The organism is Mesorhizobium sp. B3-1-6, assembly GCF_006439555.1.
In the GTDB taxonomy this organism is placed as follows: domain Bacteria; phylum Pseudomonadota; class Alphaproteobacteria; order Rhizobiales; family Rhizobiaceae; genus Mesorhizobium.
Window position 1 is genome coordinate 99,897 of sequence record NZ_VFTM01000007.1, and the last position, 16,085, is coordinate 115,981.

At 62.6% G+C, this 16,085-nt stretch carries 18 protein-coding genes; 13 read left to right on the top strand and 5 right to left on the bottom strand.

What is annotated here, in order from left to right; translation table 11 throughout:
* Positions 1-145: 145 nt before the first annotated feature.
* The 10 genes from FJ414_RS08750 (at position 146) to FJ414_RS08795 (ending at position 9,313) form a co-directional block, all read left to right on the top strand.
* A complete protein-coding gene (locus tag FJ414_RS08750) occupies positions 146-1,192 on the top strand; it encodes a sterol desaturase family protein (RefSeq protein WP_140643488.1) in 1,047 nt (348 codons plus the stop codon).
* A gap of 128 nt (positions 1,193-1,320) precedes the next feature.
* On the top strand, positions 1,321-2,253 hold the full coding sequence (locus FJ414_RS08755) for a sugar ABC transporter substrate-binding protein (protein WP_140643663.1): 933 nt from the start codon (positions 1,321-1,323) through the stop codon (positions 2,251-2,253).
* A gap of 208 nt (positions 2,254-2,461) precedes the next feature.
* The gene (locus tag FJ414_RS08760; protein ID WP_246672347.1) at positions 2,462-3,406 is read left to right on the top strand and encodes an ABC transporter permease; all 945 of its coding nucleotides are present in this window, start codon (positions 2,462-2,464) and stop codon (positions 3,404-3,406) included.
* Positions 3,406-4,425: an ABC transporter permease gene (locus FJ414_RS08765; protein ID WP_140643667.1), complete on the top strand. Its 1,020-nt coding sequence runs from the start codon at positions 3,406-3,408 to the stop codon at positions 4,423-4,425. The genes FJ414_RS08760 and FJ414_RS08765 overlap by 1 nt, the downstream gene beginning before the upstream one ends.
* A 78-nt stretch (positions 4,426-4,503) precedes the next feature.
* Complete coding sequence (locus FJ414_RS08770) at positions 4,504-5,337, top strand: ATP-binding cassette domain-containing protein (RefSeq protein ID WP_140643490.1); 834 nt, start codon at positions 4,504-4,506, stop codon at positions 5,335-5,337.
* An 89-nt stretch (positions 5,338-5,426) separates the two neighbouring features.
* Entirely contained in the window at positions 5,427-6,431 is a 1,005-nt protein-coding gene (locus FJ414_RS08775; RefSeq protein ID WP_140643492.1) for a Gfo/Idh/MocA family oxidoreductase, read from the top strand.
* Positions 6,428-7,387 carry a sugar phosphate isomerase/epimerase gene (locus tag FJ414_RS08780; RefSeq protein ID WP_140643494.1) on the top strand — a complete coding sequence of 320 codons (960 nt, stop codon included), beginning with the start codon at positions 6,428-6,430 and terminating at the stop codon, positions 7,385-7,387. Before FJ414_RS08775 ends, FJ414_RS08780 begins: the two co-directional genes overlap by 4 nt.
* Positions 7,388-7,397: 10 nt before the next feature.
* Positions 7,398-7,706: a MocE family 2Fe-2S type ferredoxin gene (locus FJ414_RS08785; protein ID WP_140643496.1), complete on the top strand. Its 309-nt coding sequence runs from the start codon at positions 7,398-7,400 to the stop codon at positions 7,704-7,706.
* Position 7,707: 1 nt separating this feature from the next.
* Entirely contained in the window at positions 7,708-8,490 is a 783-nt protein-coding gene (locus FJ414_RS08790) for a TIM barrel protein (protein WP_140643498.1), read from the top strand.
* Positions 8,491-8,500: 10 nt separating this feature from the next.
* Positions 8,501-9,313 carry a 3-methyl-2-oxobutanoate hydroxymethyltransferase gene (locus tag FJ414_RS08795; protein WP_140643500.1) on the top strand — a complete coding sequence of 271 codons (813 nt, stop codon included), beginning with the start codon at positions 8,501-8,503 and terminating at the stop codon, positions 9,311-9,313.
* Positions 9,314-9,374: 61 nt separating this feature from the next.
* Here FJ414_RS08795 and FJ414_RS08800 read toward each other — a convergent pair whose 3' ends face one another.
* From FJ414_RS08800 to FJ414_RS08810, 3 genes are all read right to left on the bottom strand, one after another.
* Positions 9,375-10,214 carry a 3-keto-5-aminohexanoate cleavage protein gene (locus FJ414_RS08800; RefSeq protein ID WP_140643502.1) on the bottom strand — a complete coding sequence of 280 codons (840 nt, stop codon included), beginning with the start codon at positions 10,212-10,214 and terminating at the stop codon, positions 9,375-9,377.
* Between the two features lie 131 nt (positions 10,215-10,345).
* Positions 10,346-10,996: a LysE family translocator gene (locus FJ414_RS08805; RefSeq protein WP_140643504.1), complete on the bottom strand. Its 651-nt coding sequence runs from the start codon at positions 10,994-10,996 to the stop codon at positions 10,346-10,348.
* An 80-nt stretch (positions 10,997-11,076) separates the two neighbouring features.
* Complete coding sequence (locus FJ414_RS08810) at positions 11,077-11,700, bottom strand: FMN-binding negative transcriptional regulator (RefSeq protein WP_140643506.1); 624 nt, start codon at positions 11,698-11,700, stop codon at positions 11,077-11,079.
* 449 nt (positions 11,701-12,149) lie between these two features.
* On the opposite strand from FJ414_RS08810, the gene FJ414_RS31425 reads away from it, so the two are divergent.
* On the top strand, positions 12,150-12,359 hold the full coding sequence (locus FJ414_RS31425) for a hypothetical protein (RefSeq protein ID WP_181181574.1): 210 nt from the start codon (positions 12,150-12,152) through the stop codon (positions 12,357-12,359).
* 12 nt (positions 12,360-12,371) lie between these two features.
* Here the strand turns inward: FJ414_RS31425 and FJ414_RS08820 are convergent, their stop codons facing one another.
* Both FJ414_RS08820 and FJ414_RS08825 read right to left on the bottom strand, forming a co-directional pair.
* Positions 12,372-13,193 carry a L,D-transpeptidase gene (locus FJ414_RS08820; protein WP_140643508.1) on the bottom strand — a complete coding sequence of 274 codons (822 nt, stop codon included), beginning with the start codon at positions 13,191-13,193 and terminating at the stop codon, positions 12,372-12,374.
* Positions 13,194-13,365: 172 nt separating this feature from the next.
* Positions 13,366-14,031, bottom strand: a complete 666-nt coding sequence (locus FJ414_RS08825) for a haloacid dehalogenase type II (protein ID WP_140643510.1) — start codon at positions 14,029-14,031, stop codon at positions 13,366-13,368.
* Positions 14,032-14,286: 255 nt separating this feature from the next.
* On the opposite strand from FJ414_RS08825, the gene FJ414_RS08830 reads away from it, so the two are divergent.
* Together FJ414_RS08830 and FJ414_RS08835 are read left to right on the top strand one after the other, a co-directional pair.
* Positions 14,287-15,165, top strand: coding sequence for a branched-chain amino acid aminotransferase (locus tag FJ414_RS08830; RefSeq protein ID WP_140643512.1), 879 nt, complete (start codon positions 14,287-14,289; stop codon positions 15,163-15,165).
* A 210-nt stretch (positions 15,166-15,375) separates the two neighbouring features.
* The gene (locus tag FJ414_RS08835; RefSeq protein ID WP_140643514.1) at positions 15,376-15,978 is read left to right on the top strand and encodes a superoxide dismutase; all 603 of its coding nucleotides are present in this window, start codon (positions 15,376-15,378) and stop codon (positions 15,976-15,978) included.
* Positions 15,979-16,085: the final 107 nt, after the last annotated feature.

Sequence of the window (16,085 nt, forward strand, 5' to 3'; positions counted from 1 at the left end):
CTAAATGATACAAATGCAATTTTGATATTATTTCTGCCTTCTCCGAATATCAACCCTCCGATATGAATTGCGCCGAGTGAGGCCTCGATCGGATGTCGAGAGCCCACAGACCCCAGACCGATCCGGGCACGGAGGCGCTGTCACGATGGATGATCTTCAGTATGGAACGCGCGACAAGCGCGGTAACTGGGCACCACATCACCGTGCCGAGCCGGCGCCGATCTGGCACCGTCCGTTCAATGTGAAGAAGGTGGTAGCCTGGATTCCAGAATTCTTCTGGCCGTGGAACACCTTCCACCTCGCCACGTCGCTCATTTGGGTCAACCTGCTGATCCCGAGCTGGCAGAGTCTAGCGAGCCTCTCGCTGCTCAACTACCTTTGGCTGTACGGCCTCAACGCCGCCGGGATCTTTCTTTTCTACGGCTTCTTCGAGCTGCGCTACTACGTCCAGCGCAAGCAACAGAACCGCTTCAAGTACAATCCAAAGTTTCCCTCGGACGCGCCGTCCGACGTGTTCTGGTTTCAAAGCCAGAACGTCGACAATTTCACCCGCTCGTTTTTCGTCACCATACCGCTGTGGACAGTGGTCGAGATCGTGATGCTGTGGGTCTACGCGAACAGCTGGGCTGTCTGGCTGCCCTGGACGACGAACTGGCTATATCTGTCGTTCCTGGTGCTTATCGCGCCTGCGGTGCATGAGGTCTATTTCTTCTTCCTGCACCGGGCGATCCATTGGCCGCCGCTCTACAAATGGGTGCACTCGGTCCATCACAATTCGATCAATCCGAGCCCGTGGTCGTCGCTGTCGATGCATCCGGTCGAGGGCTTCCTCTATCATGCCGAAGCCTGGCTGCACCTGTTGATCCCGTCCAACCCGGTCTGCGCTTATTTCACGCTGCATGGAGCCGGTTTCGGCGCCGTCAACGGCCATCTCGGCTTCGAGACCTTCGAGATCACCGACAAGGTCAATCTCGATAGCCATTCCTACTTGCACTACCTGCACCACAAGTACTTCGAGGTGAATTACGGCGGCGACGGGCTGGTGCCACTCGATAAGCTGTTCGGCACCTGGCACGACGGCAGCAAGGATGGCGACGAGGTCATGAAGGCCCGCTTCCGCAAGAAAAAGGAAAAGGTGCGGAGCCGGCAGGAAGGCCGCGGCGATCCGGCATCCGGAATGCCTGCGGAATAACGAACCAGGCGCCGTTTCGGCTGGGTCCGTGAGGAGTGGGCCCGGAACAGGAAGACTTTTGTTGAAACCCTATGGGGTAATCTGGGAGGAATACCATGAAGCTTTTCAAGACACTCGTCTCGACGGCGATGCTGATCGGGTTCAGCACCGGCGCGACGCTCGCCGCCAACATCTTCGTCGTCGGCGGCAAGCCGGACGATCCGTTCTGGTCGATCGTCAAGCGCGGTGCCGAAGACGCCGGCAAGGTCGTCGAGGCTCAAGGCGGCAAGGTCACCTGGCTCGGACCGCAGAACTACGACAATCTGGGTGTGGACGCCGCAGAGCTGATCCGTCAGGCCATCGACCAGAAGGCCGATGCCATCGTCGGCCCGGACTGGGTGCCGGAAGCGATGGATCCTGCGTTCAAGGCGGTAAGGGACGCTGGCATTCCGCTGCTTATCTACAATGCCGGCGGGTTGAAGGCAGCCGATCGTCTCGGCGCCATGAACTATGTCGGCTCCGATGATTACAAGGGCGGCGTCGCGGCGGGCGAGTACCTTACCAAGGCCGGCAACAAGAAGGGCGTCTGCATCAACACGCTGCCGGGCGCCGCCAACATCGAGGCGTTTTGCGGTGGCTTCAAGGAGGGTATGAAGAACGGTGGTGGCGAAGCCGACGTGCTGCCATTGCCCGCCACATCCTTCGGCTCGGCAACCGCCGTAGCCCAGGCGGTGAAGGCCTATCTGTTGCAGCACCAGGACGTGAACGCTGTCTTTACGATCGGCAACGTCGACGCCAACTCGGCCATGAACGGCATCACCCAGGCCGGCAAGGTCGGAAAGGTGCACCTGTGCGGCATGAATTTTGACGAGACGATCCTGAACAACATCAAGGGTGGCCAGCAGGATTGCGCCATCGACCAGCAGGGTTACCTGCAGGGATATCTCGCCGTGGCGATCCTCAATGGTCACGTCAATTACGGCCTGTCGGTGCCCACCCGCGAGATCCTTACGGGACCAGGCATCATCGACAAGACGAACGTCGACGCCACCATCGCTGGCGTGAAAGCAGGGACACGATAATCCTCCCGCCTGGGCCGCCCGCGTTTTGCGGCGGGCGGCCCTTTTTCCCTTTCTCTGCGGCGGCACATTACGGCCAGCCGCGTGCTCGCGGATTACCCTAATGGCACATCCCGTCGCATCCACATCAACGCCTGCGCTCGAACGCTCGCGGTCCGGACTGGCGCTCGGCCGGTTGGCACGTCGACCGGAGTCGGGCTCGTTCCTTGGCATGGTCGCAGTCCTGCTTTTCTTCGGCCTATTCGGCGGCAGCAGTTTCATGTCGGCAGCCGGTGCGGCAAGCTGGCTGAACATCGCTTCCGAGATCGGGATCATTGCGCTGCCGATGGGGTTGCTGATGATCGCCGGGGAACTGGACATCTCGGTCGGCGCGGTGATCCCCGCGGCGTCGCTCACCGCTGCCATCGTCTCGGGTCACTACGGGCTGCCCGATTGGCTTGGCATAACGGCAGCGCTCGGCCTCGGCCTCGCCGTCGGCCTCGTCAACGGCCTGTTTGTGACGAGGACAACCATCCCGTCGCTTGTCATCACCATCGGAACCATGTTCGGCACGATGGGTCTGACGCTGGGCCTCACCGTCAAGATCGCCGGCAGCACCGGCGTCTCGCTCGTGCCGGACCCGCTTACCAAGCAAATCTTGGGTGACTATCTCGGCGGCATGTTCCAGGTCACGATCCTGTGGTGGGTCGTGTTCGTGGTTGGCCTGTTCTGGCTGTTGCACATCTCGCCGATGGGCAATTGGATCTATGCGCTCGGCGGCGACAAGGAGAGTGCGCGCAACGTCGGCATCCCAACCAAGCGCCTGACGATCGGCCTCTTCATGCTGTCCGGCTTCAGCGCCGCGTTCGTCGGGGTCAGCGAGGTGATGGTCTACCAAAGCGCGCAGGTTCTGGCCGGCCAGTCCTTCATCTTCAATTCCATCATGTGCGTGGTCATCGGCGGCGTCTTGCTCACGGGCGGTTTCGGCTCGATCGTCGGCATCGTGTTCGGCACGCTCACCTTCTCGATCGTGAACCAGGGCATCTATTTCACCAGTCTCGATCCCAATGTCGGCAGCGTCATCATCGGTGCGCTTCTCCTGATTGCGGTGTTGACCAACGACACGTTCCGGCAGTTGGCGCTCAGCTATTCGTCGAAGAAGGGAGGACAGTCATGATGGACGCAATCAAATCATCACTGCGCCGTCCCGAAGCCGGATCGGTCCTCAGCCTCATTGGCGTGGTGCTGTTCTTCGTTCTGTTCGGCGGCGCCAATCTGGGCACGCTGGTTGGCGCGGCGAGTTGGGTCAATTTCGCGGCCAATCTCGGCATCGTCGCCATTCCCGTCGGCCTGCTGATGATCGCGGGCGAACTCGACATTTCCATCGGCGCCTTGATCCCCGCCGGTTCGATGACCACGGCCGTCCTGACCGGCTACTACGGACTGCCCATAGCCGTAGGGATCGCCGGCGCACTGGCGGTCGGCGTGGCGGTTGGCCTGATCAACGGCCTGCTGACGATACGAACCTCCGTGCCCTCGCTGATCATTACCCTGGCCACGCTGGTCGCCATGCAAGGGGTAGTGCTCAGCGGGTCTGTGCTTCTGACCGGCAACGCCAGCGTTGCCCTCACTGCGCCGGACTGGGCCAAATTCCTGTTCGGCCAGCTGATCGGCGGCAGTCACCAGGTCATCATCGTCTGGTGGGTCGCCTTCGCCGCCATCATGGGTTTCGTTCTGCACAAGACCCGCTATGGCAATTGGCTTTTTGCAATGGGCGGCGACAAGGTCAGCGCCCGCAATGCCGGCATTCCGACGAACCGGATGACCATTGCGCTGTTTGTGTTGTCCGCGGTCAGCGCCACATTCGTTGGCATCTGCCAGGCGATCCTGTTCAACTCCGCCCAGGTCTCCGGCGGCATGAGCTTCATCTTCAACGCGATCGTGTCCGTGGTGGTGGGCGGTGTGCTGCTGACCGGCGGTTTCGGGTCGGTCGTTGGTATCTTCGTGGGAACCGTCACCTTCGCCATCGTCAGCCAGGGCATCTACTTCACCCAGATCGACCGAAACTGGTCGAACCTGATCATCGGCGTGATGCTCCTGCTGGCCGTGCTGATGAATCAGTCATTCCGCGACCTGGCGCTGTACTTCAGACCGCGGCGCAAGCGAAGCCTGCCGCGGGAGCCAGCCAACCCATGAGAGATGAGTTTGAGATCACTTCCCGCTTCGGTGAATGCCACCCCGGCGCAGTCGAATTGCAGATGAAGAGATGACGCCATGAACGACAAACCTGCCATTCTCGAACTGAGAAACGTCAACAAATCCTTTGGACCGATCGACGTCTTGCACGATATTTCGCTCAGGGTGCGCGCCGGCGAAGTGCTCTGCCTGCTCGGTGACAACGGCGCCGGCAAGTCCACGCTCATCAAGACCCTGGCCGGGGTCCACAAGCCAACCAGCGGCCAGATATTGATGGATGGTCAGTCCGTTACGTTCACCGGACCAAGCGATGCGCAGGGGCGCGGAATTGCCACCGTGCATCAGTTCGGCGGCACGTTTCCGCTGATGAGCATCGGGCGGTCTTTCTTCGTCGGCGTCGAGCCGACCAAAGGTTGGGGGCCGTTCAGGATCTACGACCGCAAGCGCGCCAACGAGATAGCGGTGAAAGCGGTCCGGGATTTTGGCATCACCCGTATCGACGACGGCGACCGCCTGGTGGGCGGCCTGTCGGGCGGCGAGCGCCAGTCGCTCGCCATTGCCCGCGCCGTGCATTTTGGAGCGCGCGTGCTGATCCTGGATGAGCCGACCGCGGCACTCGGCGTCAAGCAGGCCTCGCATGTGCTGCGCATCGTCAACGAGGCCAAGAAGCGTGGCCTGGCGGTGGTCTTCATCACCCACCAGGTCATGCACGCCATGACCGTCGGCGACCATTTCGCGGTACTGATCCGCGGCGCCATCGCCGCCGATTTCCGCAAGGGCGAAAAGTCACGCGAGGAGATTACGGATCTGATGGCCGGCGGCGAGACCATGGCCGACCTCGAAGCCCAGGTCGAAGGCTACATGGAAACCCATGCGGGCCATCCGCCGTCCCTGATCCCAGCCGCTCACTAGACTTTCCTTGGGAGGTTATCCAGTCCGGCGCGGCTTCATCTCGCCGCTCACCGCGATCCCGTAAACCCGAAAGCAAAAACAGGACAGAAATGACAATTCGCATTGCAGTGATCGGCGCCGGCCTCATGGGCGCGGATCATGCCAGGATAGTCGCCGAGGAACTGCCCGGCGCAACCCTCCAATTGGTTTGCGACATGGATGAGCAGCGCGCTCGTTTCGTCGCTGATGCATGCGGCGCCAACGACGTTGCCACCGATCCCGAGGGCGCCATCGCGCGGCAGGATGTGGACGCCGTTATCATCGCCAGCCCCGATTTCACGCACGCGCCACTGTCGATGGTCTGCATTGGCGCCGGCAAGCGGGTACTGTGCGAAAAGCCCCTTTCACAAGCGTCGGCTGACTGCATCGCGGTGATGGCAGCCGAACAGAAGGCCGGAGCGAAATTCGTCCAGCTCGGCTTCATGCGCCGGTACGACCGCTCCTACAAGGAGATGAAGCGGGCGCTGAAAGACGGCCGTCTCGGCCGGGCGTTGATGATGCACAATTTCCACCGCAACGTCGAAACGCCGGCCGCCGATTTCACCGGCGCGATGGCCATCACCAATTCCGCCCCGCACGAATTCGACGTCGTGCGTTATGTGCTCGGCACTGAATACACCGCCATCTCCGCATTCCAGCCGAGACGCTCGGACGCGCGTGTCGCCCCCGTCGTCATGGTGTTGGAAACCGTGGATGGCCAGCTGGTCAACATCGAGATCAACAACAACGCCGCCTATGGCTATGACGTGCGTGCCGAACTGGTCGGCGAACGGGGCGCCCTGGCGACCAACAATGTTGCCTATACCCGCACTGAGTCCGCGCTTACCCAAAGCACCAGCTACGACGCCGACTGGCGGACCCGTTACTACGATGCCTACCGCCGCCAGAACCGAGACTTCCTGCGCTTCGTCATGACTGGCGATTTTCCCGTGACAGCGTCGGATTGCTGGGACGGCTATTGCGCTGCCGTCGTTGCTGAAGCTGGCGTGAAGGCGCTGAAGGAAGGCCGTCGAACGCCCGTCCAGATGATTGCAAAGCCGGAGTTCTACGCGTGAAGCTCGGTTTCGTTTCAGACAGTCTCGGCAACCTGCCGTTCGAGGCGGTGCTCAATCATGCCCAGCGCATGGGCGTATCCGGTATCGAGGTGAACACGTGCGGCTGGTCGACCGCCCCCCATTTCCGTCTCGCGTCGATGCTGGGCAACAGGGAAGCACAGAGACGCTTTATGGGAGCGTTCGAGGGACGCGGGCTGGAGATCATCAGCCTGAATGCGAATGGCAATCCGTTGCATCCGACCGATCGGGCCCAGGGCGAGGGGCTGAGAGATACGATCCGCGTCGCAGGCGAGATGGGTATCCGCACGGTCTGCACCATGAGCGGTCTGCCGGCTGGTAGTGCCGGCGACAGCATGCCGAACTGGGTTGTCTCCTCCTGGCCGCCGGAAACGCAGATCATTCTCAAATATCAATGGGAAGAAAAGCTGATCCCGTTCTGGACCGAGATGGCGGCGCTGGCGAAGCAAAACGGCGTCGATCGCATCGCTCTCGAGTTGCATGGCAATCAATGCGTCTACAACGTGCCCTCGCTGATGAAGTTGCGAGCGGCGGTCGGACCTATCGTGGGCGCCAATCTCGACCCCTCGCACCTGTTCTGGATGGGCGTTGATCCGCTCGCTGCCGCCGAAGCGCTGGGCGAGGCCATCTATCACGTGCATGCCAAGGATACGATGCTGAACCGGCCCGTTCAGGCAACGACCTCGCTGCTCGAGAATGGCAGCCTGATGGACATCCCGGCCCGCTCCTGGAGCTACATCACGCTCGGCTTCGGTCATGGCGAGGAGTGGTGGCGGCGGTTCTGCTATCGGCTGAAGATGGCCGGCTATGACGGCTGGCTCTCCATCGAGCACGAGGACGTGCTTCTGAATTCGCTGGAGGGGCTCGAAAAGTCGGTTGCGCTGCTCAAGGGCGTGATGCCGTCGGCTCCCGCAGACTTCAAACCGCAAGATATCTGAGGAGACGTATATGCCCTGGGTCGACGCTTGTGCCACTGACGAAATCGAAGCCGAGGAAGCCAAGCGTTTCGAGAATGGCGGCCGCACCTTCGCGATCTTCCGTAACGACGCGGACGAATATTACTGTACTGACGGATTGTGCACACACGAGGCGATCCACCTTGCCGACGGTCTTGTCATGGGCAATACGGTGGAGTGTCCCAAGCACGCGTCCGTTTTCGACTTCACCACCGGCGATGTCGAGACGCCGCCGGCCTGCGAGAACCTCAGGACATACAAGACCAAGGTCGAGAACGGCCGCGTGCATATCGAGATCTGACATGTCCGACAGCTTTATCCTCGCCGCCTGCGCCGAAATGCTGTGGCGCGACCGGCCGATGGAATTCCGCGTCAAGCGCCTGACCGAACTGGGTTTCCAGGTCGGGCTGTGGAACTGGCCGGAGCATGATCTCGCCATGCTCGAAAAATCCGGCGCCACCTTCTCGATCATGAACGGCTATCTGCGCGGCCGGCTCGCCGACGATGAAGGCGCGGAAGAACTCCTGAAGACAGCCAAGGAGACGGCCGCCGTCGGCAAGCGCCTTGGCGTGGCACGCCTCAACCTGCATGGCACTGGACTGGGCGAAGGTGGTCTGCCGGTCAGCCCGCGCGAGACGGTCACCGGCGCGATGTGGCTCAAGGCGCGCGACACGCTCAACCGCGTCGCCGATCTTGCCGAAGCGGAAGGCGTTACCTTCACGCTCGAGAACCTCAACCTGCCGGTCGATCATCCCGGCGTGCCCTTCGCGCGCGCCGAGGACACGCTGGCGCTGGTGTCGAGCGTCAACCGGCCGGGCCTGCGCCTCAACCTCGACCTCTATCACGCACAGATCGGCGAGGGGAATTTGATCGAGCTCTGCCGCGCCTGCCTGCCATGGATCGGCGAGGTCCAGGTGGCGGACGTGCCGGGGCGCATGGAGCCCGGCACCGGCGAGATCAATTATCGCGGCATCGCCGGCGCGCTGAAGGATATGGGCTATCGCGGGCCGGTCGGCATGGAAGCGTTCGCTTACGGCGATCCCGAAGCGGCGCTCGAGGCCTTCCGCAACGCTTTCACCATCTGAGGGAACGAAAATGGTCACCAAGAACAACCGGCCCACCGTCGCCGACATCCGCGCCATGAAGGCGCGCGGACAAAAGATTTCGATGCTCTACGTCACCTCGCTCGAAGAGGCGGCGGCGGCGAACGCTGCCGGCGTCGACATGCTGTCGATCGAAGGACGCTTCTTCTCGCCTGAGATGCGCGAGGCCGCGGGCCGCTGCTTCGTCCAGGTCGGGCTTCCCTATGGGCCTGCCGGCGACCTGGTCTCGGCGCATGACTATCTCGGCGCCGCCTATCACTTTACGCGCATGGGCGGCGACTGCTTCTACTGCGCCGCCTCGCTCGATATCCAGAAAACGCTCTGCGACAACGCCGTGCCGATCATCGCCCATGTCGGCCTCATCCCCTCGCAATGCACCTGGACCGGCGGCTTCAAGGCCGTCGGCAGGACGGCCGAGAGTGCGCGCTGGGTGTGGGACCACGTGAAACGCCTCGAAGCCATCGGCTGCTTCGGCGCCGAATTGGAAGTGGTGCCGGACCGCATCGCCGAACTGATCACCAGGAACACGCCGATGATCATACTCGGCATGGCCGCCGGCCCCCATGCCGACGCGCAATATCTTTTCAGTGAGGACGTGCTTGGCCACACCGCCGGGCACAAGCCGCGCCACGCCAAGACCTATCGCAACTTCGCCGCCGAATTCGAGCGGCTGCAGCGCGAGCGCATCGCCGCCTATCGCGAGTTCATCGCCGACGTGCGCACCGGCGCCTATCCCGAGCCGCAGCACGTCGTGCCGATCGCCGACGAGGAGCTTGCCGCTTTCAAGGCCGCGGTGGATCTCTAGCGTTGAAGTGCGATCAGCCGATCTCGATGTCCATTTTGGCGATCAACCGCTCGCGCGCCCTTCAGGCGGCGTCCCACTGGCCTCTAAGCGTGTCCGCATTGGCGAGTGTGAGCCCGCAGGCTTCGACTGATCGCTTGGTGGCCGCGACGAGGTCCTGATTTCCCGAAGCCGGTGTTCCATCGGGCAGGAAAAGATTGTTCTCGAACCCGACGCGCGCGTTCCCGCCAAGCAGCGCGGCTGCCGTCACGCACGCCGTCTCCTGGTTGCCGAAGGCGCAGACCATCCAATGGCTCGCAGCGGGAGTGCCCGGGGCCAAGAAAGGCAACAGGTCGGCCGGGCGGGACGTCTGTCCAACCGTGTAGCGGCCAAGCACATAGAGAACCGGCAGATTGTCGAAGGGGATCAGGCCGCGGCCCGCGAGCATCGCGAGATAGGTTGCCTCCTCGGGAGTGTAGAGGATGACCTGCGGTGTGATCTTTTCCCTGCGCAGCGTTTCAAGGAATGCGGCGAAACCCGCTTCGTAAGTTTGGTCGGGCAACAACTCGCGCAGGGCCAGTGAAACCGCCTCGGGCCGCGCTTCCAGCACCACCCGCATCTGCTGTTCGGGCCGATAGATGCCCAGTGCCTCGCTGGTGATCTGGACGACGAGCCGTTCGTCGACACTGGCCCTGATCGCCGCGGTTACGGTCCGGTAGGCTTCGGCGTCGAGCAGGTGATGTCCGTCGCGGTCGCGGACATGGACATGGATCATGGCGGCGCCCGAGTCGAGCGAAGCCGCGGCCACATGCGCCAACTCATCCGGTGTGATCGGCAAGGCGGGATGATCGGCCTTCGTGCGCCGGCCGCCATTTGGCGCCACGGCGATCGCGACCGGATCGGGGCGGCTGGCAACCGGTTGCATGGAATTCCTTTCGGCCCGAATGGCTGCTTCATCTGTCGCATAAGCATGCGTTGTGCAACAGATGCGATGTCATGGCCATCGACACGATCGTCGAGGCCTCGTCGACCCGCCCGCTGAACGTCGCCGGGCAATCAAAGGGCGGGGCGCTTGGCTATGGCCAAGCCCATGCCGAGCGCGATCATAGCGCAGCCGGAGGCCTCCCGCAGCCGGCGTATGGTGCTGGCGCGCCCGGCCGCGCCTTGCCGGATGCGGCTCGCCGCAAAAGCGACCACGACATCGGCCACTGTGTTGAGCGTCACCGATATGAAGCCAAGGACCATGAATTGCAGGGCAACGTGGCCGGCGCCCAGGTTCACGAATTGCGGAATGAAGGCCAGGAAGAAGGCGGCCGTCTTTGGGTTCAAGGCCTCGACCAGCACGCCTTCGCGAAACGCTCGGCCAGTGCCGACGGCAGGCGACAGCGTCCCGCCTTCCAGCATCGTCTTTGCCTCGCGGCGCGCGGACTGGAAGGTGCGGAAGCCCAGCCAGACGAGGTAGAGGGCGCCGATCAGCTTCAGCGCCGTGAACAGCTCCGCGCTGGCGAGCACGATAGCCGAAACACCCAGGCTGCCGGCAAGCACATGGACCATGCCGCCGAGGCCCGTCCCGAAACTCGAGGCAATGCCTTCCGCGCGTCCTCCAGCCAGCGTGCGTGCGGCGACATAGAAGATGCCCGGCCCCGGTGTAATGGCAAGCAGGAATGCCGCGGCGAAGTACAGGGCGAACTGGGTCAAATCCGGCATGATGGACTCTCTTGAAAGTGCAGGGCCAGATTTCACACCGGCCAGTCTTCAGACTGGCTAGTCTTCACACCGGCCGGTCTTCACACCGGAATGAGCGGAGCGACCTCGCGGTCGGACGGCCGCTCGCTCGATGACAGGCCAGACAAGACGCCGGCGCGATCGGCGGCGTTGCGGTTCTGGCTCATCTTGCGCTTGCCTTCGAGCTTCGTAATCGGCATGCGCAGGCCGACAATGCCCTTCAGCTGCGACTGGATGAAATCCGCCGGTGCGTCCGACACGGCCCAGGGTGCTGCGCGCTCGCCCTCATGCAGGTTGGTCAGGCGGGTCACCACCTCGAGCAGCCTGTCGGCATCCTCGAAGAACTCGATCGGCCCATGGGCGTGGACGGCGACATAGTTCCAGGTCGGCACCACCTTCCCGGTCTCCTGCTTGGTCTGATACCAGGCCGGCGTCACATAGGCGTCCGGGCCCATGAACATCGCCAGGCCGTCGCCCAGCGGCGGCATGCGCCATTGCGGGTTTGCCTTTGCGACATGGCCGTAGATCACGCCGTGCTCGCCCTCGTTCTCGTCGAGGAAAAGCGGCAGAGGCGTCGCCAGCGGGCCATCGGCCGTGGCGGTGACCAGGATTGCCAGCCGCGCGGCGCGGATCGTGGCGGTGAGGCTCTCATGATCGTCGTCGCGAAAGGCGGGCGGTGTGTACATGGCAAAACTCCTTGCGTTCCAAGAAAAGATGCCGGATGTCTGGCTTGCTTGGAACATCCAGTTTTGGAGGTTTTTGGTGGTCCAGTTGGAGCAGGACGGCGTCGCGCGGCGGATCATCGCGGCGATCAAGGAGCAGATCCACAGCGGCGGCTATCGGCCAGGCGATCGCCTGCCATCGACGCGGGCTTTTGCGACCGAGTGGGGCGCCTCGCGAACCACGGTGACGGCCGCTTACAATCAGCTCGACGCCGAAGGCTATCTGATCATCCGGCATGGTGCGCGCGCCATCGTTGCTCCGGGGTTGGAGAGGGCGTCGGGAGAGGCGCCCGTCGCAGCCGCTTCGCCACGCAACCTCTCGGCATTCGCACGACGGTTGCTGGCCTTGCCTGCGCCTACGGTCGCGGGTTACCGTCGCCGGGGCCGAGACTGGCCTGCATGTCGTTGCTTGGATGAACGGTATCGATGCTGGACGCGAAGCGGCGATCATCGCTGCGGCGCGCACCGCCGGTATCGGCCTTTATCCCGTGTCGCCACTCTATGATCTGGGCGGGCCGCGTCCGGAAACGGCCGGCTTCATTCTTGGCTATGCCGGGCTCGATGCGGATGCGTTGCGGCGCGGCGTTGCGGTGCTGGCCACCATATTGGCCGAGCACCGCTGACGAACCAACCGCTTAGAAAATCGCGTCGTCGAGCCGCTTCACCGGACCGAGCAGGATGGAGCCCGTCGGCACGCCATTGTCGATCGGGATGGCCTTGCGCTCCGGCAAGTTCTCTTCCGGCGCGCCGACATTGGCCGTCACGATGACCGGCGTCTTGGTCGGCACGCGGTCGTAGAGGTCGATGATGTCCTGGTTGATCAGACGCACGCATCCCGACGACACCGACTTGCCGATCGACCACCATTCCGGCGAGCCGTGCAGGCGGTAGAGCGTGTCCTGGTTGCCCTGGAAGAGATAGAGCGCGCGCGCTCCGAGCGGGTTCTTCAGGCCACCCGTCATGCCGCCATTCTTGGCGCTGTATTGGGTCAGTTCCGGCTGGCGGGCGACCATCTCGTCCGGCGGCGTCCATTTCGGCCACTTCTGCTTCCATTGCACGACCGCATCGCCAGACCATTCGAAGCCGGCGCGGCCGAGGCCGACGCCGTAGCGGATCGCCTGACCGCCCTCGCGCACCAGATAGAGGAAGTGGCCGGTGGTATCGACGACGATGGTGCCCGGGCGCTGTCCGGTCGGATCGGGGACGATCTGGCGCAAGAATTTGTGATCGATCTTGTTGACCGGGATCGCCGGCAGATCGAAGCCATTGTCCGACATCGCGCCATACATCGTCTCGTAATCGCCGAGGGGCGGCTCGACATAGGCCGGCGGTGGCGGCTGGATGGGAGCGGGGCCCGGACCGGTGGTGGTGCACGCGGACACGGCGGCCGAAGCAGCGCCAAGGGCTGTGAAATTGAGGAAGCCACGGCGGCTGAGGCGGAAGGAAGCGTCTGACATGGTTGCCTTTTCTAGGTCTTAATTCGCAAGAAAGCATGAATCCGCGGGCACGTCGCCGACGGCATTCATAACAGTCGGCGGCGATAGGCGGTTCCAATTCTGGCCTGAGGGTGGACAGAAAAAGGCGAAGCTGTGACCGCGCCACAGCTGTTGCGCTGCAGCAACAGAGGTCTCAGGCGCCTGCCAGGAGACCTTCGAGCGAAGGCAGGATCAAGCCCGGCTGAAAGTCGCGGTATTCATCCGGCTGGTCGGTCCGGTTGATCCAGACCGTACGGAAACCGAACTTGGTCGCGCCGGCGATATCCCAGCGGTTCGACGACTGGAACGACACCGCGCCTGGATAGAGCCGCCAGCCAGTGACCACCATGTCGTAGACCGATGGGTCGGTCTTGAAGCGTTTGACCTGGTCGACCGAAAACACGTCGTCGAGGATCTGGTCGAGCGCCGCGGACTTGACCGCCGCGTCGAGCATTTCGGGCGAGCCGTTGGATAGGATCGCGAGCTTCGCGCCCGAGGCCTTGAGCGCTTTCAGCACGGCGGGCACTTCCGGATAGCAGTCGAGCCGCCAATAAGCTTCGAGCAGTCTCGTCCGCAGCGCCGGATCGGCCGAGGGAATCTTGCGCAACGCAAAGTCGAGCGCCTGCTCGGTCAATTGCCAGAAATCGGCGTAAGCGCCCCCCATCAGCGTCCGCACCCAGGAATATTCGAGTTGCTTGGCGCGCCAGATTTCGGAGAGAAGCTGGCCGTCCGGCCCGATCTCGCCGGCATGCCGGCGCACAGCGGCGTGCACGTCGAACAACGTGCCATAGGCGTCGAAGACATAGGCCGCATGATGCATAACGAGAGTTTTGAGGCGAGGATGCGCCCCGTGCAAGCGCTGATTGCGCTTTTAATGCATGTCGCCCAAAAGTGTGTCGCGGTTTTGGGAAACCGACAGGCATCAAACAAAAGACTTACCGGGCGTTGCCCGATCCGTTTCGGGCGACGCTCTGTAAGTATGGCTGGCCTCAACGATTTTTGGCCATGTCGGTTGACGCCAACCGTCAAAGCATCGTCCTATGGCGGCCTGAAATCACTCATTTGGACGGCGAACATGACATTGGCGGCGGCGGCGCAAACAGCGACTTGGACCTATGTGGACGGCGACTGGTACGAGGGCAACGTCGCCATTCTCGGGCCGCGCAGCCACGCCATGTGGCTGGGCACCAGCGTCTTCGACGGCGGCCGCTGGTTCGAGGGCGTTGCGCCCGACCTCGAGCTTCATTCCGCCCGCGTCAACGCCTCGGCGACGGCGCTTGGCCTGAAACCCTCCATGACCGCCGAGGAGATCGTCGGCCTGACCTGGGATGGCCTGAAGAAATTCGACGGCAAGACGGCGGTCTATATCAGGCCGATGTATTGGGCCGAGCATGGCGGCTATATGGGCGTGCCGGCCGATCCGGCCTCGACCCGCTTCTGTCTTTGCCTCTACGAATCGCCGATGATCCCGCCATCCGGCTTTTCGGTCGGTGTCTCGCCGTTCCGGCGCCCGACCATCGAGACCATGCCGACCAACGCCAAGGCCGGCTGCCTTTACCCCAACAACGGTCGCGCCATCCTGGAGGCCAAGAACCGCGGCTTCGACAACGCGCTGGTGCTCGATATGCTGGGCAATGTCGCCGAGACCGGAACCTCCAACATCTTCCTGGTCAAGGATGGCCACGTGATGACGCCGGCCCCGAACGGCACGTTCCTCTCCGGCATCACCCGCTCGCGCACCATCAACCTGCTCGGCGACTACGGTTTCACGACCACCGAAAAGACGCTGTCGGTTCGCGATTTCCTTGAGGCCGACGAGATCTTCTCGACCGGCAACCACTCGAAAGTGGTGCCCATCACCCGCATCGAAAACCGCGACCTGCAGCCCGGACCGGTCGCCAAGAAGGCGCGCGAGCTCTATTGGGAATGGGCGCATTCGACGTCCGCCGCCTGAGCCGCCGGAGCGTTTCACCGTTTCCCCCAAACGGCGAACAGCTCCGCCTCGTCATTTTTGCGCAATTCCGGGCGGAAAACCGTTTCGCACTTTTCCCGGAATTGCTCTAAAAAGTCGCTCGGCGCTCCATTCTGGAGTTGCCCCAACCCATTCCAGACCTATCTTAGCTCGGTAATATCACCGGACTTTTTCCTCGAGGGAGTACCATCCATGGCTTTTGAGTTGCCCGCTTTGCCTTACGACTACGAGGCCCTGCAGCCTTACATGTCGAAGGAGACGCTGGAGTATCACCACGACAAGCACCACAAGGCCTATGTCGACAACGGCAACAAGCTGGCGGCCGAGGCCGGAATGGGCGACCTGTCGGTCGAAGAGGCCGTGAAGCAGTCCTTCGGCAAGAATGCCGGGCTCTTCAACAACGCGGCCCAGCATTACAACCACATCCATTTCTGGAAGTGGATGAAGAAGGGCGGCGGCGGCAACAAGCTGCCGGGCGCGCTGCAGAAGGCGGTCGACAGCGATCTCGGCGGCTACGACAAGTTCAAGGCGGATTTCATCGCCGCCGGCACCACCCAGTTCGGCTCCGGCTGGGCCTGGGTTTCGGTCAAGAACGGCAAGCTGGAAATCTCCAAGACCCCGAACGGCGAGAACCCGCTGGTCCATGGCGGCTCGCCGATCCTCGGCGTCGACGTGTGGGAGCACTCCTACTACATCGACTACCGCAACGCGCGGCCGAAATATCTCGAAGCCTTCGTCGACAGTCTGATCAACTGGGACCACGTCCTGGAGCTTTATGAAAAGGCCAAAGGCTAAAAGATTTTGATGAGAAGCCCCGGTTCGCCGGGGCTTTTCTTTTTCGGTAGAGAAATCCGGCAAAATCGTCACGGCGACGGGGAATAATCCCACCGCCACGCCCGTTA